Annotated in this window: 19 protein-coding genes; 10 read left to right on the top strand and 9 right to left on the bottom strand. The window is 63.2% G+C overall.

Features of this window, described 5'->3' with window-relative positions; all coding sequences use genetic code 11:
- Positions 1 to 84 precede the first annotated feature (84 nt).
- Both D886_RS0106895 and D886_RS0106890 read left to right on the top strand, forming a co-directional pair.
- Positions 85 to 798: an MgtC/SapB family protein gene (locus D886_RS0106895; RefSeq protein ID WP_027593196.1), complete on the top strand. Its 714-nt coding sequence runs from the start codon at positions 85 to 87 to the stop codon at positions 796 to 798.
- A 34-nt stretch (positions 799 to 832) separates the two neighbouring features.
- Positions 833 to 1,339: a GNAT family N-acetyltransferase gene (locus tag D886_RS0106890; protein ID WP_027593195.1), complete on the top strand. Its 507-nt coding sequence runs from the start codon at positions 833 to 835 to the stop codon at positions 1,337 to 1,339.
- A gap of 33 nt (positions 1,340 to 1,372) precedes the next feature.
- Here the strand turns inward: D886_RS0106890 and D886_RS0106885 are convergent, their stop codons facing one another.
- The 9 genes from D886_RS0106885 to codB all read right to left on the bottom strand — a co-directional run bounded on the left by D886_RS0106885 (position 1,373) and on the right by codB (position 9,747).
- Positions 1,373 to 2,941, bottom strand: a complete 1,569-nt coding sequence (locus D886_RS0106885; protein ID WP_027593194.1) for a sensor domain-containing diguanylate cyclase — start codon at positions 2,939 to 2,941, stop codon at positions 1,373 to 1,375.
- A gap of 43 nt (positions 2,942 to 2,984) precedes the next feature.
- Positions 2,985 to 3,779: an exodeoxyribonuclease III gene (gene xth, locus D886_RS0106880; RefSeq protein ID WP_027593193.1), complete on the bottom strand. Its 795-nt coding sequence runs from the start codon at positions 3,777 to 3,779 to the stop codon at positions 2,985 to 2,987.
- Positions 3,776 to 4,018, bottom strand: a complete 243-nt coding sequence (locus tag D886_RS0106875; protein WP_027593192.1) for a hypothetical protein — start codon at positions 4,016 to 4,018, stop codon at positions 3,776 to 3,778. Before D886_RS0106875 ends, xth begins: the two co-directional genes overlap by 4 nt.
- 172 nt (positions 4,019 to 4,190) lie before the next feature.
- Positions 4,191 to 4,466 carry a type II toxin-antitoxin system RelE/ParE family toxin gene (locus tag D886_RS0106870; protein ID WP_027593191.1) on the bottom strand — a complete coding sequence of 92 codons (276 nt, stop codon included), beginning with the start codon at positions 4,464 to 4,466 and terminating at the stop codon, positions 4,191 to 4,193.
- On the bottom strand, positions 4,466 to 4,738 hold the full coding sequence (locus D886_RS0106865; RefSeq protein WP_027593190.1) for a CopG family ribbon-helix-helix protein: 273 nt from the start codon (positions 4,736 to 4,738) through the stop codon (positions 4,466 to 4,468). The genes D886_RS0106870 and D886_RS0106865 overlap by 1 nt, the downstream gene beginning before the upstream one ends.
- Positions 4,739 to 4,812: 74 nt before the next feature.
- A complete protein-coding gene (locus D886_RS0106860; protein ID WP_027593189.1) occupies positions 4,813 to 5,790 on the bottom strand; it encodes a DNA-binding protein in 978 nt (325 codons plus the stop codon).
- 231 nt (positions 5,791 to 6,021) lie between these two features.
- On the bottom strand, positions 6,022 to 7,263 hold the full coding sequence (codA, locus tag D886_RS0106855) for a cytosine deaminase (protein WP_027593188.1): 1,242 nt from the start codon (positions 7,261 to 7,263) through the stop codon (positions 6,022 to 6,024).
- A 4-nt stretch (positions 7,264 to 7,267) separates the two neighbouring features.
- The gene (locus D886_RS0106850; RefSeq protein WP_027593187.1) at positions 7,268 to 8,485 is read right to left on the bottom strand and encodes a PucR family transcriptional regulator; all 1,218 of its coding nucleotides are present in this window, start codon (positions 8,483 to 8,485) and stop codon (positions 7,268 to 7,270) included.
- Complete coding sequence (codB, locus tag D886_RS0106845) at positions 8,482 to 9,747, bottom strand: cytosine permease (RefSeq protein WP_027593186.1); 1,266 nt, start codon at positions 9,745 to 9,747, stop codon at positions 8,482 to 8,484. The genes D886_RS0106850 and codB overlap by 4 nt, the downstream gene beginning before the upstream one ends.
- 502 nt (positions 9,748 to 10,249) lie before the next feature.
- Here codB and D886_RS0106840 point away from each other — a divergent pair.
- The 8 genes from D886_RS0106840 (at position 10,250) to D886_RS0106805 (ending at position 21,075) form a co-directional block, all read left to right on the top strand.
- Complete coding sequence (locus D886_RS0106840) at positions 10,250 to 11,074, top strand: class II aldolase/adducin family protein (protein WP_027593185.1); 825 nt, start codon at positions 10,250 to 10,252, stop codon at positions 11,072 to 11,074.
- 10 nt (positions 11,075 to 11,084) lie between these two features.
- Positions 11,085 to 12,053: an ABC transporter substrate-binding protein gene (locus D886_RS0106835; RefSeq protein WP_027593184.1), complete on the top strand. Its 969-nt coding sequence runs from the start codon at positions 11,085 to 11,087 to the stop codon at positions 12,051 to 12,053.
- Positions 12,054 to 12,231: 178 nt separating this feature from the next.
- Entirely contained in the window at positions 12,232 to 14,670 is a 2,439-nt protein-coding gene (locus D886_RS0106830) for a TonB-dependent siderophore receptor (RefSeq protein WP_027593183.1), read from the top strand.
- 50 nt (positions 14,671 to 14,720) lie between these two features.
- The gene (locus D886_RS0106825) at positions 14,721 to 16,040 is read left to right on the top strand and encodes an LLM class flavin-dependent oxidoreductase (protein ID WP_027593182.1); all 1,320 of its coding nucleotides are present in this window, start codon (positions 14,721 to 14,723) and stop codon (positions 16,038 to 16,040) included.
- A 9-nt stretch (positions 16,041 to 16,049) separates the two neighbouring features.
- Positions 16,050 to 17,651: an ABC transporter substrate-binding protein gene (locus tag D886_RS0106820; RefSeq protein WP_027593181.1), complete on the top strand. Its 1,602-nt coding sequence runs from the start codon at positions 16,050 to 16,052 to the stop codon at positions 17,649 to 17,651.
- Between the two features lie 3 nt (positions 17,652 to 17,654).
- Complete coding sequence (locus D886_RS0106815; RefSeq protein ID WP_027593180.1) at positions 17,655 to 18,614, top strand: ABC transporter permease; 960 nt, start codon at positions 17,655 to 17,657, stop codon at positions 18,612 to 18,614.
- On the top strand, positions 18,611 to 19,450 hold the full coding sequence (locus D886_RS0106810; RefSeq protein WP_050580726.1) for an ABC transporter permease: 840 nt from the start codon (positions 18,611 to 18,613) through the stop codon (positions 19,448 to 19,450). Before D886_RS0106815 ends, D886_RS0106810 begins: the two co-directional genes overlap by 4 nt.
- Positions 19,450 to 21,075 carry an ABC transporter ATP-binding protein gene (locus D886_RS0106805; protein WP_027593178.1) on the top strand — a complete coding sequence of 542 codons (1,626 nt, stop codon included), beginning with the start codon at positions 19,450 to 19,452 and terminating at the stop codon, positions 21,073 to 21,075. The genes D886_RS0106810 and D886_RS0106805 overlap by 1 nt, the downstream gene beginning before the upstream one ends.
- Positions 21,076 to 21,619 lie beyond the last annotated feature (544 nt).

Below are 21,619 nucleotides of genomic sequence, written 5' to 3'. Positions count from 1 at the left end.
TGGTCCTGCGCATTTTCTGGTTATTCAACCACGCCAACACCAGATGGCGTTCATGCGGGCGTGTGCCCGTGGAAGAGGTTTGCTATGGATTGGAAAGTCTTTCTGCTGCGTGTCAGCATCGCCCTGCTGCTGGGTGCCCTGATCGGCGCCGAGCGTCAATTGCGTCAACGCCTCACTGGCTTGCGTACCAATGCGCTGGTCAGTACCGGCGCTTGCCTGTTCGTACTGATGACCCAGGCCGTACCGGGCATGGCCCCTAACGATGCCTCGCGCGTGGCCGCTTATGTGGTGTCGGGGATCGGCTTTCTCGGGGGCGGCGTGATCATGCGCGACGGTTTCAACGTGCGCGGCCTGAACACTGCCGCCACGCTGTGGTGCACGGCCGCCGTTGGCGTATTGTGCAGCCTTGGGCTGCTGCTGGAAGCGACACTGGGCAGCTTGGCCGTGTTGTGCGCCAACATCCTGCTGCGCGACATCGCCCAGCGCCTGGACCGCCAGGACATCGTCCCGGCCACTGAAGTGGAGCAACGCTTCGAAGTGCGTGTTGTGTGCCGTGCCGAAGATGAAATCCAGGTTCGCAGCCTGATGCTGCACAGCCTCGGCGACCCGGAGCTGCGCCTGCAATCGCTGCATAGCGAGGACTTGCCCAACCCGGCGCGCCTCGAAGTACGCGCCGAACTGCTGGGCAATCCGCAGGCACCGGCGCAGCTGGAACGGCTGGTCAGCCGGGTGAGCCTGGAAAAAGGTGTAAGCTCGGTGCGCTGGCAGTTGCAGCCGCAAGAGGTGCCGGCAGACTGACGCCCACCCATCCCACGGTTTGCAGGACCCGACTGTGCATATACGCCCTACCCTCACCCGCGATATCCCCTGGCTGGCCGAGGTCGAGCGTTCAGCCGCCCAGGCTTTCGCCCAACTGCCGGCGCTGGCGTGGCTGGCACAAGGCGAAGTAATGGACAGCACAGCGCATCAAGGATTCGTCGATGCAGGCGCAAGCTGGCTGGCGGAGGGTGACGCCGGGCAGATCCTAGGCTTTGTGTGCGCACGGCGGGAGCAACAGGCATTGCACATTCATGAGATTTCCGTGCGCCGGGAAGCTCAAGGGCAAGGGATCGGGCGCCTGCTGCTGAATCAACTGGTCGATGCGGCGCAAGCAGCAGGCGTTCGGGAACTGACCTTGACCACCTTTGTCGACGTGCCCTGGAATGCACCTTTTTATGCACGCTTTGGGTTTGAAACCATTGATGAAGGCCTGCTGTGCTCGCGGCTGGGTAACATCCTGGCCAACGAGCATGCCCACGGGTTTGCCGGGCGTTGTGCAATGCGCATGAGCATCGGCTGAACAGCACCTGCCTTGCTCGCCCTTGATAGGCGATCATGGGTCTACACCCGCCGCGGTACTGTTCGCCACGCAGTAACCGTCCCGCCCCTGCCCCTTGGCCTGGTACAACGCGCTATCTGCCGCCGCCATCAGTCGCTCGGGCGTCATGGTTTGCCGAGCTGGGTCGCCGATCGCGATTCCGGCACTGAACGACACCCGCCCCAATGGGCTGCCGCCATGCTCGATCACATGGCGACGCAGCATATGCTGTATTTCCTGCACGACAAGCTCGGCACCCGGCGCATCGGTGTCGGGCATTAATAGCGTGAACTCCTCGCCACCAAAGCGCACCGCCAGGTCTGCCGGGCGCTTCAGCGCCTGTTGCAGGAGCTCGGCGAAACGCCGCAGGCATTGGTCGCCGGCAAGGTGCCCGTACCGGTCGTTGTAAGCCTTGAAATAGTCGAGGTCGAGCATCACCAGCGCTACCGGATAACCCTGCCGCCGAGCCCGCCGCACCTCGGGCTCGAACACCGCATCCAGCCGGCGGCGGTTGCCAAGGCCGGTCAGGCTGTCGGTCAAGGCCAGGGATTTCAGCGTCTGGTGCGCCTGGTGCAGTGCGCGCTCTATCACAATGCGTTCGCGCAGTTGGCGCAACACTACCCCGCCGAACGCTGCCAACCCCACCAACAACAGCAACAATACGGCCACTGATTTGATCGCGTCGTGCCGCCAGGGCGCCACTATGGATTCCCGCGACAGGCCAGCCTCTACCACCAACGGGTAACTCGACAGCGCCCGGTAGGCATATAGGCGAGGCGTGCCATCGACTACCGCGACTGCCTCGACCAGCCCTTCATCGGCATAGGGCAAGTGGTTGCGAAAGACTTCGCTGTTGGCCAATGTGCGCCCAACGACCCTCGAAACGAACGGGCGACGGACCAGAATCGTACCGTCACGCTTGGCCAGCACCAGCGCGCCACGCTCGTCGATCTTGAAATCGCCGTAATAGCGCACGAACCAGTCCACTTTGATCGTGCCCAACAGCACCCCGGCAAAATGCCCGTCGGGGTATTCCAGACGCCGCGAGATGGGAATGATCAAGTCGCCGGTCGAGCGGCTGCGCACCACCGAACCGATGCGTACCTGCCGGTCACGATGATTGCGGTGGTAAACGAAATAGTCGCGGTCAGCATTGTTGAGGTTGGGCGGTAGGGTCGCCTGGTCGGTAACCAGCCAGCGGCCATCCGCGCCATACACGAACAGCCCGTGCAGCTGCGGCATGAGCGCTTTTTGTCGCGCGAGCAACGCCTGCAGGCGCGGGCGGTTCATATGCTCGAAGCCATCGCCCTCCAGGCGCTCAGCCAAGGACGCGCTGACGACATCCACTTGGCGAATAGCGTCCTCGGCGTGTTGCGCCGTCGCCCGAGCCAGGTTGGTCACCATGTTTTCGGCATTGCTGAACGCGTGACGGTAATCACGCCAGATACGCCAGCCTTCCACCATCACGAAGGCCAGCATCACCACCACCATGAATGCCAGGACCTGGCGGAACAATGCCACGGCGCGGCCCTCGCCCGCTACCGCGAGGTGCCCATCGTCATCCTGTTTCCTGGCTGCGCACATCCTATTCCCTTGTCGTCTCGCGTTCGCCGCTTATGACTATAGTTCAGCGCTGCTTACGCGAAGCCAGCTCGATCCACACCGGTGCATGGTCGCTGGCCTTGGGTTCGTTGCGTACCCAGGCATCCACGCCTGCGGTCTTGAGGTAAGGCGCAAGCTCAGGGTTGAGCAACACATGATCGATACGCAACCCGGCGTTACGCTGCCAGTGATTGCGAAAATAGTCCCAGAAGGTATAAACCCGCTCGTCAGGGTGCAGGTGGCGCAGCGCATCTGTCCAGCCCTGGTTGAGCAAACGCTGGTAGCAATCGCGGGTCTCAGGTTGCAGCAACGCGTCCTTGAGCCAGGAGCGCGGGTTATAGATGTCGAAATCGGTGGGGACGACGTTGAAATCGCCGGCTAACACTGCCGGGTGCCCGCTCTTTTGCAAACTGGCCGCATGGTCGATCAGGCATTGGAACCAGCGCAGTTTGTAGTCGAACTTAGGCCCGGGTTGCGGGTTGCCGTTGGGCAGGTAGAGGCAGCCGATGATCAGCCCCTGCACCGCTGCCTCCAGGTAGCGGCTCTGGGCGTCATCCTCCATGCCGGGTAGGCCGCGGCGCACTTCGAGTGGCTCACTGCCACGCGCGAGAATGGCAACGCCGTTCCACGAAGGCTGCCCTTGGTACAAACACCCGTAGCCCACTGCTTCAAGCGCTTCACGCGGGAACTGCTGGTCGGGCGCTTTCAGCTCTTGCAGGCAGGCAATGTCAGGCTTCTCTCGCTCTAGCCAGGCGATCAATGCCGGCAATCGGCTGCGAATGCCGTTGATATTGAAGGTGGCGATCTTCAGCGCTTTCATGCGTCAGGGTCGTCGACATGCGCCTGTACTGCATCTTCGAGCGCGTTGATGTGCGCCTGGTCGGCCAAGGCCTTCAGCTGCAACCAGTCATCCCAGTCGATGGCGCCGTCATCACGCAGGGCTTCGGCCGTGCGCACCAGTCCATGGTGATAGGCATCTGGCGATTCGCGGCGGTAACTGATGTCGTCGTAATGCGCGTACCAGGCCTCAAGCTCGGGAATGCTGCGTTCGATGCTCATGTACGTGGCTCCTCGCTACCCACTTTGAATGTGTGAGCGCAGGTCTTGGCCAACGTTCAACCACGCTGAGAAAGCAGAGGACAGAAAGGCGGTGCTGAACAACTACCGTGGAGAAAAAGCTGTGGCAAAGCGTCGATAATGTGACTACTACGGACTTCTGCGCTCAGCGCTACTATCGCTCCTCACGGGTGTGCCACAGTCGCAGCAGGTAAATAGTGGAGTCCACGATCTCGTAGCGCATTTCGTAAAGACCTATCTGAATTCGGCGCACATCCCGGGGCTCGAACTCTTCTAGACGTTCACCAATGCGCGGGTTGGCGATCAACGTGGTCGGCGCTGCTGTAAGTTGCTGAACCGTGCGTGCAGCGGCAGGTTGATTCACAGATGCCAGAAACTCGTACAGCCTGGCAATGTCGGACAGTGCCTTGCTTGTCCACTTCAACACCATCAGCGCGGTACCGGCAACGGAGTATCGGTGCTGAGGCTGTCAGCCCAGGCCTGCACAGCTTGGTGGTCAATCACGCTACCCGCGTCAACATCAGCCAAGGCCTCTCGGGTCAGGCGGCTACGCTCTTCTTCTTGGTCTATCCAGGCGGACAGGGCCTGCTTGACTATCCAATTTTTGGAGCGCTCAAGACGCTCTGCCATTAAATCGACTTTTTGGGCGAGTTGCTCAGGGACATGAGCTGTGACAGTACGGGTTTTCGCGGCAGTTGCCATGATAGGGTTGCTCCTGAACATTACGTGATTCAAAGTTAATCATAGTGAGTAATCAAGTGCCGTCAAGAGCACTTTCAGGTGCTCAACTGCGCTCGACAAGCGCTCAATGCCTCATCGCGCTCTAGCAGCTCATCCTGCAGACGCTGCACTTGGCGCACCTGTTCGGCATACAGTTCGCGCTTGTCTTCCAGGTTTTGCGTTTGCACATCCAACTGCCGCCGCATTTCCTCGGTCGCCCCTTGGGCTTGAGCCAAAATCGTTCGCAGGCCCTGAATCTGCGCGTCCCGCTGTTCAAGCAGTTCGTCACGTGCCTTGCGTTCGCTGGTGGCCTGGCGATGCTCGCCGAGCAAGCGCTCGTTATCACGGTGCAGGCGGGTCAGTTCGTCCTGCTTGACCATCATGCCCTGCTGCAGTTGCCGTACTTCAACTTGCAACTGTTGCAGTTGCGCCTCGTGGCGGCGCTGGTCCTGCTCGCGCTGTTCGCGGCTGGCGCTGCGGTAGTGCTCCAGGGCATCGCGGGCGTGGCGATGCTTGTCTTCGAGTGACCGCACCTGCTCTTCCTTGTCGTTCAGGCGCAGCTGCAACTCGCCCAATGACTGATTGAGGCTGGCACTGCGCAGTTGCTCAGCCTGCAAGGTGCTTTGCGTGGACAGCAGTTTCTCCGATTCGGCAGCCAGTGCCGCGTCCTGGATCTTTTGCTGTTGATGCGCCGCAGCCAGCGCTTCTTGGGCCAGCTGCAATTGTGCTTCGAGCTGTTCGCGTTGCTGGGTGAAAACGCTTTCGGCCTCTTCGATGCGTATATCCGCCTCTTCCTGCAGCTGTGTTGCCAACTGCCCGACAAACCGCCCAAGCGTATCGCTCAACCCAGGGGCGCCCGCCGTGGCCACGGTTTGCTGGCCATTGAGCTCCTTCAGGTAGCGATGAATCGTGCTTTTCGAGCCAGTGTTGCCCAGCTCGATACGTACCGCATCGATGCTGGGGTTCTCCCCGCGGGCGATCAGCGCCTGACGCGCTTGCTGCACTACCACCTTGTTGATACCGCCCCGGGCCATGCGTGCTCCTACGATTTTGTACTGGAATACGTAATATGTAATTACGTACTAATTTTGACCGGTCGGCACCTCTAATTCAAGTGCTATCTAACATGGAATAATCACGGCTTATCGCATGTGAACACCCAACTAAGCGGTTTTTGACTGGGAAACGCGTACACGAAGCGCAGAAAGCAAAACGCCCCGCCGGCAAAAGCCAACGGGGCGTTGCGTTTGAAGCGTGCCGCGATGTCAGGCCAGGCGTTCGACCTGAGCCGGCGTGCGCCGCATCAACACCTTGCCGTTGCGCACCGACACCAGCGCATGCCCCTGGCTGCGCACCATCTCGTAGTCATCCGGCGCCGACAGCAACAGCAGGTTCGCCGGCCGCCCCACCTCGATGCCATAACGCTCCCCCAGGTTGAGCGTGCGGGCGCTGTTGTCGGTGATCAGGTCCAGGCAGCGTTGCAAGTCTTCGTAACCGAGCATGTGGCAGATGTGCAGCCCGGCTTCAAGAATGCGCAAGATGTTGCCATTGCCCAACGGGTACCACGGGTCGACGATCGAGTCCTGGCCAAAGCACACGTTCATACCTGCCCGGTCGATCTCCGCCACGCGGGTCACGCCGCGGCGCTTGGGGTAGCTGTCGAAGCGCCCTTGCAGGTGAATGCTCTCGGTCGGGCACGAGACGAAGTTGATGCCCGACAACTTGAGCAAACGGAACAGCTTGTAGCAGTAGGCGTTGTCGTAGGAGCCCATGGCCACGGTGTGGCTGGCCGTGACCCGGGCACCCATGTCGCGCACCCGCGCTTCTTCGGCCAGCACTTCGAGAAAGCGCGACTGCGGGTCGTCGGTTTCGTCGCAGTGCACGTCCACCAGGCAGCCGGTTCGCTCGGCCAGGTCCATCAGGAACTTGACCGACGACACGCCCTGGTCGCGGGTGTTTTCGAAATGCGGAATGCCGCCGACCACGTCGGCGCCGATGGCCACGGCTTCGGTCATCAGCGCCCGCCCGTTGGCATACGACTCGATGCCCTCCTGCGGGAAGGCGACGATCTGCAGGTCGACCAAATGGCGCACCTCCTCACGCACTTCGACCATGGCCTTGAGTGCAGTGAGCTTGGGGTCGGTGACGTCGACATGGGTGCGCACATGCTGGATGCCGTGGTCCACCAGCATATTGATGGTCTTCTTGGCGCGGCCCTTGATGTCTTCGTGGGTGGTGATTTCCTTGCGCTCGGCCCAGCGTTCGATGCCTTCGAACAACGTGCCGCTCATGTTCCACTTCGGCTCGCCGGCCGTCAGGGTGGCATCCAGGTGAATGTGCGGCTCGACAAAGGGAGCAACCACCAGGTTCTGTTTGGCATCCAGGTCATCAGCGCCGCCTGGTGCCACCGGGTCGGCCTGTGGCGTGATGCTGGCGATGCGGTCACCGTTCAATTCGATGCGAAACAGGCCAGCCTTGCCTCGCAGTTTTGCGTTGATGATGTTCATGGCGTTACTCCTTGCCTTGGGCTTCGGTCATGCGCCACACCAGCATGGCGACCGAAGCATTCATACGGAAAAGCGGGTCGTCCAGCGACTGCCCACTCAGGTGTTCGATGCGTTGAATGCGTTGATTGATGGTATTGCGGTGCAGCCCCAGGCGTTGCGCGGCCTTCAGGCCGTTGCCGTTTTCCTTGAGCAGGGCATCGAGGGTATGCACCAGTGTATTCGGGTGCTTGCGGCCGGGCGCGATCAGCGGCCCTAGTGTCTGGGCGACGAAGTCGTCGATCAATGACCGATCGACGATCCCTTGCAACAGGCGCAGCACGCCCAGCTCGCTGAAATCGCAATAGCCATTGGCGGGACGCAGGTTTTGCGCCACTTCCAGGGCCTGGCGGGCCTCGTTGAGCGCGCGGCGGTAGTGCGCGCAATCTTCCGCGAGGCTCGACAGCCCCATATAGAGGCCCAGCTCCCCTGCCACGCCCGCCAATTGCCGGTGCAGCGCGGCCAGCGTAGCAGGCAAGCCCGGTGCATCGGGCAGCAACAGTACGAACAGATCGCCCGGCAAGTGGGCCGTCACGGTGCCCGGCCGGCTGCGGCACCAGGCCTCGAGCTGGTCTTCAAGGGCTTGGCGAATGCCTTGCCACAAACGCTCGCCTTGGGCCAGCCCATGGCGCTCGAATACGCCATCGACGCCCGACAAACGCAGCGCCAGCAGGCGTCGCGGCTCGTCCAGCGCCAGGGCCAGGTGCGTTGCCCGTTGCCGGGCGATGGCCAGGCTTGGGTAGTCGCCGGTCAACAGCTGCCCGAGGATGTCGTTGCGCGAGCGGCGCACCTGGGTCATCTGCACCAGGGCCGTGCCGATCAGGTGGGTGACCACGACCATTTTCAGCGCATAGGGCTGCTCGATCAACGGCAAGCCCAGTTGCTCGGCGCGGGCAACCACCGCTGGCGGGATAGCCTGGATGAAAGTGCCGCCAGTGAGGATCACCAAGCCGGCAATACCCACGGCCTCGCCGTCTTCCACCAGGCTCAGCAGGTTGGCCTCGCCACGCGGGTGGTTGATGCCGGTGACGAACACCAGTTCGCCGCCCATCACCCACTCAGCGATGCCCTCGTTCTCTGCGACGTAAGGCCAGCGCACCCGACGCTGCAGGTTGCGTGCGCCTGCGCGCACGGTCATGTCCTGCAAGCCAGGCAGGTGCAGAATGTCTTCCAGTGCCAGGCTCACGGCTCGACACCGGCCTCGCCCACCACCCGGCGTCGGCCGCTCAGTTCAAGCAAGAGGATGTAGCACAGCGCTGAGGCAGCAATACCTACCAACGGCGCAACCCAGGGCGAGGCATACGCCAGTACCGCGCCGACGGCATAGGCACAAAGCCCCCTCAGGTTGTAACGCGGCAGGGTGGCTGTGGCCAATGCGGGATACTGGCCACGGTGGCGATACCAGAAATCGGCCATGATCATCCCACCTACTGGCGGGATGACCGAACCCAACAGCACCAGAAACGGAATCAGCAATTCGTACATGCCGCCAATCGCCAGCACAATGCCCACCCCTGCCGCCACCAGCGTCGCGGTTCGCCGTCGCTCACTGCGCAGCAGGTGGCAGGCAGCTGCCGACACGTTGTAGATGGTCGGGCCCTGGATGGTCCAAAGGTTCAGGCAGAGCATCACCACCGCCGCGAACGACAGGCCCTGCAGCATCATCACCTCGACGATGTCGGCCTGCTGATACACCATCGCGCACCAGGCACCGGCAACCACCATCAGGCCGTTGCCCAGCAGAAACGCAACGATGCTGGCAACCACCGCCACCCGCCCGCTGCGTGCCAGGCGTGTCCAGTTGGTGGCCTGGGTGGCGCCGCTGGCGAAGGTGCCGAAGACCATGGTCACGGCCGCCGAAAAAGTCATGGTCTCGTGTGGTACCACCGCGGCAAGGCCAGCAAAGCCACCGGCATCGTGAGTGGCGATGTACATCGACACCAGCAACAGCACGAACATCAAGGGCACTGATACCCGCGACAACAGGTCCAGCCCTTTGAAGCCGATAATGGCCGTAATACTGAAGCCCAGGCCGAACAGCACCATCAGCGGCACAGTGAAGCCGCCCGCCAGGCCCAACAATTTGACCAGCACGATCGCTACGGTCGCGGTGCCCCAGGCGTACCAGCCCAGTTCAGCGAACCCCAGCAAGAAGTCGGAAAGTCGGCTGCCCGCTTCACCGAAACAGAAGCGGCCCATCAACACGGTATTCAGCCCACTGCGTGACGCGATGAACGCCAGGGTTGCGGCGTATAACGCCAACAGCGTGTTGCCGACCGTGGCAACCCACAGCATGTCGACGAAGTTGAAGGCCATGCCCAATTTGCCACCGGCGAACATCGTGCCAGTGAAGAATGTGAAGCTGAACAGCACCATCGCTATCGGTAGCAGGCCCTTGCGGGACGACTGCGGGGCTTCGCAAAGCGGGAATTCGGTTGGTGAGCTCATTGCACGGGGCTCCGGGTGGAAGACGGGAGCAGTAAGAGCAATATGCGGGCCGGTTTTACAAGGGATGGAAACCGAAGCGCATCGGGCGAACAGCACAGACAATACTGTGCACTCTGCATATTTAAGCATCGAATGAGGCGAGATGATGTGTGCCAGCTGCCTTGATTTGAGGCATTTACGCACCAAAGGTGAACAGCGCTGAGTAGTTTCCACCCATGCTTCAGCCAGGGCTTTTGCCCGCAAGGCCCAGCGTCACGGGCAAGCACACGTCTTAAATGCATTATTCAAATATCAGCGCTAATTTTTATTCGTAAAAATAATAATAAAAATAGATCAAAACAGTATTTCTTTCCGCCCCTACCCCCTTGCTACAGTCCCCTCAGACCCGACCCCTCGCATGGTGGAGGCCCCGATTCATCCACCTGCGAGCCCTGCCCTTGAAACGGCGGACATGGCAGAACGGATGATCGGCAAACGATCATTTCCTCCGTGAGGTACTGCCATGAGCCAACCTGCTGCGCGCCACAGTGTCGCCCGCCTGCCCAACCGTGATAATCGCCTGCAAATCACCGTTCCACCCGCTTTCAGCGACCCGTTCGCCGAGCGTCTGCACCGCAAGCAGCGCCTTGCAGCGTCCTATCGGCTGTTCGCCGAACTGGGCTTTGAAGTAGGCTTGGCCGGCCATTTCACGGCACGCGACCCGATCGAGACCGACCACTACTGGATCAACCCCTTGGGAGTGCCGTTCTCGCACATCCGCACCCGTGACCTGCTGCGGGTCAACGGCGAAGGCCAGGTGGTCGAAGGTGACGGCCTGCTTAATACCAGCGCCCTTGAGCTGCATTACGCGTTGCAACGCGCCCGGCCTGACGTGGTGGGTATCGCCCACCTGCATGGCTTCCATGGGCGGGCCTGGTCAGCGCTGGGGCGTTTGTTCCAGCCGATCACTGCAGAGTCGTCTGCCTTCGCCGGTGAGCAGGTGCTGTTCGACCGCCACGCCCTGCGCACGCCCGAAGGCGGCCTGCTGCAAGACCGCGACCAAGTGGCACAAGCGTTTGTCGAAACCTTCGCCGACAACAACCTGCTGGTCTGGCAGAACCACGGCCTGTGGACCACGGGCCAGACTGTGGAAAGCGCCGCCTGGCGCTTCATCCTCGCCGACGACAGCGCCCGCGCCCACCTGCTGGCTTACGCTGCCGGCCAACCGCGTATCCCGGACCTGGACGAAGCCCCCGTCAACCCTGCCCAGCGCGAGCTGTTCGGTTGGCTGAACTTCCTGCCGCTGTGGGACCGCATCGTCCAGCAACAACCCGACCTGTTGGACTGAGGCGCACCCTATGGCAATCAGCATCAGCCGCCGCACCTTCCTACGCTACAGCGCCATTGCCGGGCTGGCCGTAGGCTTGGCCCCCGCCCTGGCACGCGCCAATGAAGCCTTGCGGGTTTGGCGCTACAAGGGCCAGGCCGCGAGTTTTCTCGCCGACGCGGGCCAAGCGCAAACACCCTACCCGCTGCACTGGGTAGACGTGCCCGGGGGCGCCATGGTGCTGGAAGCCTTTGCCAGCAACAGCCTCGACTACGCCTTCATGAGCCCGGTGTTGCCGCTGTTCGCCAGCGTGGCCGGTAACCCGCTGGTGTTGATCGCCAGCTACCAAGGCGAGCAGAACCGCAGCAATGTGATCGTCAAACGCGGCAGCGGCATCGCCTCCATCGCTGACCTCAAGGGCAAGCGCGTGAGCTTCGTCCGCGCCACCGACACCCACTACCTGATACTCAACCTGCTGCGCGACAACGGCCTGACCCTTGCCGATATCCAGGCCAGGCCCATGCCTGCCCGGGATGCGCTGGTGGCATTTCAAAACGGCCACCTGGACGCCATCGTCGCCGGCGGTATCGGTGCCCTGCAAGCGCAGACGGCCATGGATGGCATGGCGCTGGCCGACGCCAGCCCCTATCACTGCGGCAACTACCTGATTGCAACCACCGCCCAGACGTTGCAGCAGCCGGGCAAACAGGCCGCCATTCGCGACTTTTTGCAGCGCGAAAAAGCCACTTGGGACTGGGTCGAGCACAACCCCCATGAATGGGCTGCACGTAACCAAGCCCTTACCGGGATTTCCAGCGACCTCTATTTGCAACAGTTCGCGCAACGTCAGCAGCCCTGTCGGCTATTGCCCGTCAGCCAGGCAGACATCGTTGCCCAGCAGCACATCGCCGACCTGTTCCACGACAGTGGGCTGATCCGCCAGGCACTGGATGTGCGGGGCTTCTGGGACGACCGCTTCACCCCCTTGCTCAGCGGCTAGAGACCCGCCGCGGCAACCCCGCACCGGCGCGCGCCGGACGATTCACAGGCACCTCAGCCACGGGAGCAACGGACCTCCTGCGGGCCAGGCTGCGCCTGCACTGCGTGAAACACCTTATGAGAGCCCGTTCGATCGCACATCCAGGGCCTGATCTGCCAATCGAACCCAAGGAACAGTCATGAAGTCTGTGTTTACCTCTTTAACGCTGGCACCCGCCGTATTCGCTGGCTACCTGCTCACCCCCCTGGCCATGGCAGCGGAGGATGACGCCGCCCTCGACACGGTGATCGTCACCGGCTCGCGGGGCAGCGAAGTACGTACCGTCACCAGCAGCCCGGCACCGATCGACGTCATCGACAGCAAGCAACTGGAGCAAACCGGCGAGTCCAGCCTGCGCGGTGCCCTGCAGAAAACGCTGCCATCGTTTTCCCAGCGCCCTTCCGGTTCGTCCAATGACAGCATCGCCCGCCCCTATAGCTTGCGCGGGCTTAACGGCTCCAACGTACTGGTGCTGGTCAACGGCAAGCGCCGCCACAACAGCGCAGTGATCAACCTCGACTCCACCGCCGCCTACGGGACCAACCCGGTGGACCTGGACATGATCCCCATCAGTGCCATCGACCACGTCGAAGTACTGCGCGACGGCGCCTCGGCGCAGTACGGCTCCGATGCCATCGCCGGGGTGATCAACATTATCCTCAAGCAGCGCGACAACGGCGGATCGGCCAGCACCCAATATGGCCAATACTACGAGGACGGCGACGGCGGTAACCTGCGGCAAACCCTCAACCAGGGCCTGGCCCTGGGCGACAACGGCGGCTTCTTCAACTATGCGTTGGACGCCAAGTCGGTCCAGACCGCCACCCGCTCACGCGCCGCCACCGGCAACCTGTATTTCGCCGGCGACCCCCGCAACGACACCGCCGACCGCGAAGTGCAAAAAAACGGCCTGCCCAAGATCAAGGCCATCAACCTGTCGTATAACGCCGAACTGCCGGTGAGCGACGCGCTGACCCTGTATTCCTTCTCGACCTTCAGCAAGCGTGATGCCCGCGGCGGGCAAAACTACCGCCGGCCCAATTCCACCAACATCATCCCCGAGATCTACCCGGACGGCACCGCCCCCTTCTACACTCTGGAAGAAACCGACTACCAGGCAGCCGCCGGTGGCAAGGGTGAGTTCGCCGAATGGCACTGGGACCTGAGCTCCACCTTCGGCCGCGACAAAGGCCAAGCCGGTGCCGACGAAACCCTCAACGCCTCGCTCGGCCCGACCAGCCCGACCCGCTTCGACACCTATACCAATACCTTCGACCAGTGGACCAACAACCTCGACCTGACCCGCGCCTTCGAGGTTGGCCTGGCTAAGCCCTTGCAGGTTTCCTGGGGCCTGGAACACCGCCACGAACGGTACAAGACCGAGTCCGACGACCCGCTCTCGTACATCAACGGCGGCTACTTCTACCCCAGCGGCCCCTTGGCAGGCCAACCGGCAGCGGTGGGCGCCCAAGGCGCCATTACCCTGACCCCGGAAGATGAAGGCCAACTCAGCCGCAACAGCTACGCCAGCTACCTCGACCTGGGCCTGAACCCGACGGAAAAACTCTGGCTCGGCGTGGCCGCGCGCTTCGAAAAATACGATGACAGCAGCGGCAATACCCGCAGCGGCAAGTTTTCCGCACGGTACGACTTCACGCCAACCTTTGCCCTGCGCGGCACCCTCAGCAACGGCTTTCGCGCCCCGTCGCTGTCGCAGTCGGTCTACGCCCAGACCGCCAACCAGTACACCACCGTCGACGGTGTGGCGCAGTTCGTCGAAGCCAAGACCGTGCGGGTGGATTCGCCGTTGGCCAAAGCCCTGGGCGCCGAAGACCTCAGCCCGGAAAAGTCACGCAACATCAGCCTCGGCCTGACCTGGCAACCCTTGCCGCAGGCCAGCGTGACCCTGGATGCCTACCAAATCGAAATCCGCGACCGCATTGCATTGACGGGCTTCCTTTATGGCAACGGCGTCGATCAGCAACTGGTCGCCAACGGCTACAAGCCAGGCTACCGCGTCAAGTACTTCACCAACGCAGCTGACACCACCACCCGTGGCGTCGACCTGGTGGCCGACTACCGCGTCGACTATGGGCGCTTTGGCCGGGTCAAGTACGGCCTGGGGGTCAACTACAACAAGACCATCATCGACGACATCAAGCAGACACCGGCATCGCTGCGCGCCGCAGGCAACAACCTCGAACTGTTCGACCGCGTCGCCCAGGGTTACCTGACCGTGGCCAACCCCAAGACCAAGCTGATGCTCAGCGCCAACTGGCAGATCGAGCGCTTCACCATCAACGCCGGCCTGACCCGCTACGACAAAGTCATCGCCCGCGACGCCAACCCCGATTATGACGTGACCTACGGCGCCAAGTGGCTGACTGACCTGGAAGTCGCCTACGCCCTGACCGACCACTTCGATGTTGCCGTGGGTGCCAACAACCTGTTCGACGTACGTGCCGACAACAACGGCTACCCCGCCGGCGATACCAATGGCTTCCCCAAGTTCGGTGCCATTTCGCCGTTCGACCCTTACGGTGGCTTCTGGTACACGCGCATCGCCTACAACTTCTGACCCCACCCACACAGCGCCCGCCGTGTGTGGCGGGCGCCAGGAGAAGCACCATGAGCCACGGCCCGTTCATACTCGGCGCGTTCGTCCCCGGCACCCTTAGCGGCAGCGCCTGGCGCCTTCCGGAGGCACCGCTCGATACCTTCAAGAGCCTGGAGCATTACCAATACATTGCCCGCAAGCTGGAAGCCGGGCGGTTTCACGCGCTTTTTTTCAACGACACCCTCGACGTCAAACTCGACCTGGCCCTGCAGCGTGGCCCCAACAGCGTGCGTTGGGACCCTTTGATCCTTGCCCCGGCGCTGGCCGCCAGCACCCGCCATATCGGCCTGATCGCCACGGCCAGCAGCACTTATAACGAGCCCTACAACATCGCCCGCAAATACGCTGCACTGGACCACCTGAGCGGAGGCCGGGCCGGCTGGAACCTGGTGACGTCGCTGGGCGGCGGCGAAAACTTCAACCGCCAGGAGCACGTCGAACACGATGACCGCTACGCCCGTGCCGAAGAGTTCTACGACGTGGTCAGCGGCCTGTGGGACAGCTGGGCCGACGATGCGTTTGTCCAGGACAAGGCCAGTGGTACCTGGCTGGACATCGACAAACTGCATGTGCTCGAACATCAAGGCGAACACTTCCAGGTGCGCGGGCCGCTCAACGTGGCGCGATCGCCGCAAGGTCATCCGGTGGTCGCCCAGGCCGGCGCTTCTGTAGCTGGCAAGCGGCTGGCGGCGCGGGTTGGCGAATTGATCTTCACCGCCCAGCACACCATCGCCCAAGGCCAGGCGTTCTACGAGGAGACCAAGCAGGCCGCCGCCGGTTTTGGGCGCCGTGCCGATGCACTGAAAGTGTTGCCCGGCGTCTCGCCGGTAGTGGGCAAGACACTGGCTGAGGCCCAGGCCAAGTACGACCGCCAGCAAGCGCTCTTGGAACCCAAGGCCTTCCTCAGTTCCATCTCGCGCTTCGCCAGCCTCGGCTACGACCTCTCGGAGTTGCCCTTCGACGAAGCAGTGCCCCTGCCCCCAGAGACCTTCACCACCAACACTCACCAGAGCCGACAAAAGCTGGTGTTCGACCTGATCCGCCGTGAGCGGCCGACCGTGCGGCAGCTGTTCAACCAACTCACCTCCGGCGGCCATCGCATCCTGATCGGCACCCCGCAGAGCATCGCCGATGACCTGCAGGCCTGGTACGAAGCCGGCGCCGCCGATGGCTTCAACATCATGTTCAGCGGCCTGCACTCAGCCATCGATGACTTCGTAGATGGCGTGGTCCCAGAGCTGCAACGTCGCGGCCTGTTCCAGCGCGAATACGCCGGCACCACCCTGCGGCAAAACCTAGGCCTGCCTTACCGCGCCAACCGTTTCTTTTAAGGAGAGCCCATGTTCCGACCCCTGGCGACACTGAGCCTGGCCATTGCCCTGAGCCTGGCCGGCTGCGATGGTAAAAGCGCGCAGCAGGCCAACCTGGGTGCCCCGGCGCAGCCGCAGCATGGCGGCGTGCTGCGGGTGGCGTTCGACGGCGACCCCAACTGCATCGACCCGCAACAGGCGGGCAACAACACCGCCCTCAACGTTGGCCGGCAATTGGTGGACTCGCTGACCGATCAAAACCCGCAGACCGCCGAGATCGTGCCCTGGCTGGCCGAGCGCTGGGAAGTCAGCGACGACTCGCGCCAGTTCACCTTTCACCTGCGTGAAGGGGTGACCTTCAGCGACGGCAGCGCGCTGGACGCCGCAGCGGTCAAGGCCAACTTTGAGGCCATCGTCGCCCTCGGTGCCCAGGCACAACTGGCCAGTACTTACCTGGCTGGCCTTGAAACCGTCGAAGTCATTGGGCCGCTGAGCGTGCGCATCCGCTTCAAACAGGCCAACGCGCAGTTCCTTCAGGCGACCTCGACCATGAGCCTGGGGCTGCTGGCACCCAGTACCCTGGCACGTAGCGCCGAACAACGCTGCCAGGGCGCCTTGGCGGGCTCCGGGCCATTCAACGTAAAAAGCTTCGAGCACAACCGCCAGGTGCGCGTCGAAGCCCGCGCCGATTACGCCTGGCCGTCTTCGCTGGCCGAACACAAGGGCCGTGCCTGGCTGGAGGCTATCGAGTTTCACATCCTGCCCGAGTCCGGTGTGCGCCTGGGCAGCCTGCTATCCGGGCAAATCGACGTGAACACCAGCGTGCCGGTACAGGACGAAGCGGTGCTGCAGGCCCAGGGCATTGCGTCCATCGCACGGTCTAATCCAGGCATCGTCTTCAACCTGACGCCCAACGAGTCCCGCCCGCCGCTGGACGATGCCAAGGTGCGTCAGGCACTGAACAAGGCGATCGACCGCAGCCAGTTCAAGGGCGTGATTTCCCGCTACCAGAAACCAGCAAGTTCCGTGCTCGCCAGTAGCACGCCCTACTACCAGGACCTAAGCGCGGTGCTCGCCTATGACCCACAAGGTGCCGGCCAACTGCTGGACAGCGCCGGCTGGCACAAGGGGGCCGACGGTTGGCGGCAGCGCGATGGCAAGCGCTTGAGCTTTGCCCTCGACTACTGGCAGGCCAGTACACCGGTGCTGGAGTTGGTACAGCAGCTACTGCGTCAAGCCGGCATCGAGCTGCGCCTGAACAAGTCCACCATTGGCCAGGTCAGCCTGCTGCAGACATCGCTGAACTACGAACTGTGGTTCTTCAACCTGACCCGCGCCGACCCGGACGTGCTACGCACGGTGTTCCTCGCCAGCGGGCGAAATGTGAATGTGCGGGGGCCGCTGGCACTGGACCAGACCCTGATCGATTCGGCTGCCAGCCTCGATGTGCAAACGCGCGGAGCGTTGATCCACCAGGCCAGCCGCGAGCTGCTCGAGCAGGGCCACGTGATCCCGCTGGTCGAGGCCGCTACGGTCACGGCGTTCCGCGATGCGGTGCGCGGCCTGCATTACGAGGCCTCGACCCGCTTGCAGTTCTACGACACCTGGCTGGTACAACCGGGGAGTCACTGACCGATGAACGCCCTGAACCATCACCCCGCGCACCTGTGGCGCCTGGCCCAGTCACTGCTGGTGCTGTGGGCAGCGTTTACCCTGTCGTTTGCCATCCTTTATGGGCTGCCCGGTGACCCGGTAGCGATCCTGCTGGCGCAAAGCGGCGAACCGGGCTCGGCAGACCCGGTCAAGGTCGCTGAGCTGCGCGCTCGCTATCACCTCGACGGCAGCCTCTGGCAGCAGTACACCGGTGCCCTGTGGCGGTTGCTGCAGCTAGACCTGGGTACTTCGCTGCAGACCGGCAAGCCGGTCACCGCAGCCCTTGCAGCGGCATTGCCGGCCACCCTGGCGTTGGCCTTCACGGCGCTTGGCCTGGCGCTGCCACTGGGCATCTGCCTAGCGCTCGCGGCCCATCGCGTACGCCAGCGACCGTTGCAGAGCGTGCTGCACAATGCCCCTGCCGTGGTGGTGTCGCTGCCGACCTTCTGGGTCGGGCTGGTGCTGCTGCAACTGTTTTCCTTTCAACTGCACTGGTTGCCGGCCATGGGTGGGCAAGGCCTGGCCAGCCTGGTTCTGCCGGCCGTGACCTTGGCCCTGCCCTGCGCGGCGATGATCGCCCAGGTGCTTGGCCGCTCGATCGCCACGGTCAGCCAACAGCCCTTTGTGCAGGCCCTGCGTAGCAAGGGTGTCGGGCCATGGCGGCTGCTTGGCGTGCATATCCTGCACAACGCAGCGATCCCCTTGCTGAGCCTGGCCGGCACCCTGCTGGGCAACCTGCTGGCCGGCGCGGTGGTGACTGAAACCGTGTTCTCCCGTGATGGCATCGGGCGCTTGGCCCAAGGTGCTGTTGCCAGCCAGGACATCGCCGTGGTCCAGGGCGTAGTACTGCTGGCCGCCGCCTTGTACGTGCTGACCAACCTGCTGACCGACCTGGCCTACCCATTGCTCGACCCCCGTATCCGCCAAGGAAGCCGCCCATGATCCTGCAACCTGCCTACCGCCTGGCACGCCCCGTGCGCTGGCCAAGCCTGCCACTGACGCTGAGCGTGGCCTTGTTCATCGTGGTGCTGGGCTGGGCCTTCTGGCCGAACCTGTTCAGCAGCGCCGACCCGCTGCTGGCCGACCCGAGCCAGGCCCTGCAAGCCCCCTCCGCCGACCACTGGTTCGGCACGGACCACCTGGGCCGCGACCTGTATGCGCGTTGTGTGCATGGCGCGGCACTGTCGCTGCAGGCCACCAGCATCGCGGTACTGATCGCCCTGGTCGCCGGCAGCCTGCTGGGGGGCATTGCCGGCTGGTTCGGTGGCGTCGCCGACCGGCTGCTGGCGATGGGGGTGGAAGTCCTGATGGCGATTCCTGCCTTGTTGTTGGCGATGGCCATCGTCACTGCCCTGGGTTTTGGCACGCTGGAAATTGCCCTGGCCGTGGGGCTTTCCTCGGTGGCGATGTTCGCCCGCCTGGCACGTGGCGAAGTCTTGCGCTGGCGCCGCCGCAGCTTTGTCGAGGCGGCGCAGGTGGCCGGGGTTGGCAGTTGGACCAACCTTTGCCGCCACGTGTTGCCACATGCCGCGGGGCCGTTGCTGGCCCTGGCCGCACTGGAATTCGCCAGCGCCGTGCTGGCCGTCTCGGCGCTTAGCTTTTTGGGCTTCGGCGCGCCGCCGCCCCAGCCGGAATGGGGCTTGCTGATCGCCGAGGGGCGCAACTACATGGTCGTCGCCTGGTGGTACACCACCTTGCCGGGCCTGGTGGTGGCTGCAGTGGTCCTGGCCACACAACAACTGGCGCGCAGCCTGCAACAACTTGAGGGAGCAGCGTGATGAGTTCACCACTGGTTCGTATCCGCCAGTTCCGCGTCGACTACCCCGGCAGCCAACAACCCGCCGTACAGGCGCTGGACCTGGAGATTGGCGCGGGCGAAGTCGTCTGCCTGGTCGGCGAGTCCGGCTCAGGCAAGTCCACTACCGCGGCCGCGCTGGCGGGTCTGTTGCCGGCTACAGCACGGCAAAACGGCCAACTGTGGCTGCAGGGCCAGGCGCTCGACACCTTCAATGAGCGCGACTGGCAAACCCGTCGTGGTCGGCTGGTCGGCTTCGTGCCACAAGACCCAGGTACGTCGCTGGACCCAGTCAAGACCATCGGCGCGCAGGTGATCGAAGCCATGACCGTGCATGGCGAAGCGCACAGTGAAGCCCATGCCAAGGCGCTGGTCCTGTTGCAGCAAGTTGGCCTCAAGGCACCTGAGCAACTGCTGCGGTGCTACCCCCATCAGTTGTCGGGCGGCATGTGCCAGCGGGTATTGATTGCCATTGCCCTGGCCAATGACCCGCCGCTGCTGATCGCTGACGAGCCCACCAGCGCCCTCGACGTGAGTGTCCAGCGGCAGATCCTCGACCGTTTGCAGCATTTGGTGCGCGCGCGCGGCAGCAGCCTGTTGCTGATCACCCATGACTTGGCGGTGGCGCTGGACCGGGCCGACCGTATTCTGGTCATGCGCCACGGCCAACTGCTCGAAAGCGGCACGCCCGAACACCTGTGGCATACCCCCAGCCACCCCTACACCCGCCAGTTGCTCAATGCCTCACCCTTGGCACGGTTGCAGCAGCGTCGTACCCGCCCGACCGATCATCCTGCGGCGCCCTTGCTGCAGGTCAATGGGCTGCAGCGGCGCTTCAACCGCCAGGGGGCGGCGGCGGTGGCGGATGTCAGTTTCAGCCTGCCTCGTGGCAGCACTACCAGCCTGGTTGGCGAGTCGGGCTCTGGCAAGTCGACCACGGCGCGCATCATCCTGGCCCTGGAGCAGGCCGACGCAGGCAGCGTGTTGTTTGATGGCGAGCAGGTGCTTGGCGCAGGGCGCAAACAGTTGCAGGCCTATCGGCGCCGGGTGCAGTTGGTCTACCAGAACCCTTGGGCTGCACTCGACCCGCGGCACAACCTGCTGGACATCATCAGTGAGCCGCTGCGCGCCTTCGCCATCGGCAACCGGCGCGATGATCGCCAGCGGGTGGTCGAGCTGCTGGAGCGTGTCGGGCTACCTGCCGACTTGCTGCAGCGGCGCCCTGGCCAGTTGTCCGGTGGGCAACGGCAACGGGTCGCCATCGCCCGTGCGCTGGCCGCCGAGCCGGAACTGTTGGTACTGGATGAGCCGCTGTCAGCGCTGGACGCACCGGTGCAGGCGCAAGTGCTGGAGCTGTTGCAGACCTTGCAACGCGACCTGGGCCTGACCTACCTGTTCGTGTCCCACGACCTTGCCACGGTACGCGGCATCAGCGACCAGGTGCTGGTGATGAGCCAGGGCAGGCTGGTGGACCAAGGGCCTACCGAGCAGGTATTCGAGCAACCAGCGAGTGAGTACACACGCCGCTTGCTGGCGGATATGCCAGGGTGGCGAGGCCTGCAGCCGGCCCCACTAGCCCTGCCTTCCCGTCAAGCGCGATCCGGGTAGGAGCAGCCTTGTGCCGCGAAGAGGCCAGTGGCAACAGCGAAGATTTATGGTGTCTTCGCCGGCCTCTTCGCAGCGCAAGGCTGCTCCTACCTGGAATTGAGCTGCCTCCGAAACCGCATTCAAGCAGCCCGCCGTCCAGGCATTCCTCCTGCGCGGACGTGGCTTTTGCCACATCGCAGCCAACCCCCTAGCCCTGCCTTCCCGTCATGCGCGATCCGGGTAGGAGCAGCCTTGTGCTGCGAAGAGGCCAGTGGCAGCAGCGAAGATTAATGGTGTTTTCGCCGGCCTCTTCGCAGCGCAAGGCTGCTCCTACCTGGAATTGAGCGCCCCCCCAAACCGCATTCAAGCAGTCCGCCGTCCAGGCATTCCTCCAGCGCGGACGTGGCTTTAGCCACATCGCAGCCAACCCACTAGCCCTGCCTTCCCGCCATGCGCGATCCGGGTAGGAGCAGCCTTGTGCTGCGAAGAGGCCAGTGGCAGCAGCGAAGATTAATGGTGTCTTCACCGGCCTCTTCGCAGCACAAGGCTGCTCCTACCTGGAATT

The sequence above is a fragment of the Pseudomonas sp. LAIL14HWK12:I7 genome, assembly GCF_000483465.1.
Classification (GTDB): Bacteria; Pseudomonadota; Gammaproteobacteria; order Pseudomonadales; family Pseudomonadaceae; genus Aquipseudomonas; species Aquipseudomonas kermanshahensis.
Note: the sequence above shows the minus strand (reverse complement) of the source record. Positions and strands in the feature narration are given on the sequence as shown.

What these genes read in the sequence shown, in the direction of transcription:
- D886_RS0106825 (WP_027593182.1), top strand. Translation starts at nt 14,721, where the DNA reads ATGAGCCACGGCCCGTTCATACTCGGCGCGTTCGTCCCCGGCACCCTT.
- D886_RS0106865 (WP_027593190.1), bottom strand. Translation starts at nt 4,738, where the DNA reads ATGGCAACTGCCGCGAAAACCCGTACTGTCACAGCTCATGTCCCTGAG.
- D886_RS0106830 (WP_027593183.1), top strand. Translation starts at nt 12,232, where the DNA reads ATGAAGTCTGTGTTTACCTCTTTAACGCTGGCACCCGCCGTATTCGCT.
- codB (WP_027593186.1), bottom strand. Translation starts at nt 9,747, where the DNA reads ATGAGCTCACCAACCGAATTCCCGCTTTGCGAAGCCCCGCAGTCGTCC.
- xth (WP_027593193.1), bottom strand. Translation starts at nt 3,779, where the DNA reads ATGAAAGCGCTGAAGATCGCCACCTTCAATATCAACGGCATTCGCAGC.
- D886_RS0106875 (WP_027593192.1), bottom strand. Translation starts at nt 4,018, where the DNA reads ATGAGCATCGAACGCAGCATTCCCGAGCTTGAGGCCTGGTACGCGCAT.
- D886_RS0106885 (WP_027593194.1), bottom strand. Translation starts at nt 2,941, where the DNA reads ATGTGCGCAGCCAGGAAACAGGATGACGATGGGCACCTCGCGGTAGCG.
- D886_RS0106820 (WP_027593181.1), top strand. Translation starts at nt 16,050, where the DNA reads ATGTTCCGACCCCTGGCGACACTGAGCCTGGCCATTGCCCTGAGCCTG.
- codA (WP_027593188.1), bottom strand. Translation starts at nt 7,263, where the DNA reads ATGAACATCATCAACGCAAAACTGCGAGGCAAGGCTGGCCTGTTTCGC.
- D886_RS0106815 (WP_027593180.1), top strand. Translation starts at nt 17,655, where the DNA reads ATGAACGCCCTGAACCATCACCCCGCGCACCTGTGGCGCCTGGCCCAG.
- D886_RS0106835 (WP_027593184.1), top strand. Translation starts at nt 11,085, where the DNA reads ATGGCAATCAGCATCAGCCGCCGCACCTTCCTACGCTACAGCGCCATT.
- D886_RS0106805 (WP_027593178.1), top strand. Translation starts at nt 19,450, where the DNA reads ATGAGTTCACCACTGGTTCGTATCCGCCAGTTCCGCGTCGACTACCCC.
- D886_RS0106870 (WP_027593191.1), bottom strand. Translation starts at nt 4,466, where the DNA reads ATGGTGTTGAAGTGGACAAGCAAGGCACTGTCCGACATTGCCAGGCTG.
- D886_RS0106840 (WP_027593185.1), top strand. Translation starts at nt 10,250, where the DNA reads ATGAGCCAACCTGCTGCGCGCCACAGTGTCGCCCGCCTGCCCAACCGT.
- D886_RS0106860 (WP_027593189.1), bottom strand. Translation starts at nt 5,790, where the DNA reads ATGGCCCGGGGCGGTATCAACAAGGTGGTAGTGCAGCAAGCGCGTCAG.
- D886_RS0106895 (WP_027593196.1), top strand. Translation starts at nt 85, where the DNA reads ATGGATTGGAAAGTCTTTCTGCTGCGTGTCAGCATCGCCCTGCTGCTG.
- D886_RS0106810 (WP_050580726.1), top strand. Translation starts at nt 18,611, where the DNA reads ATGATCCTGCAACCTGCCTACCGCCTGGCACGCCCCGTGCGCTGGCCA.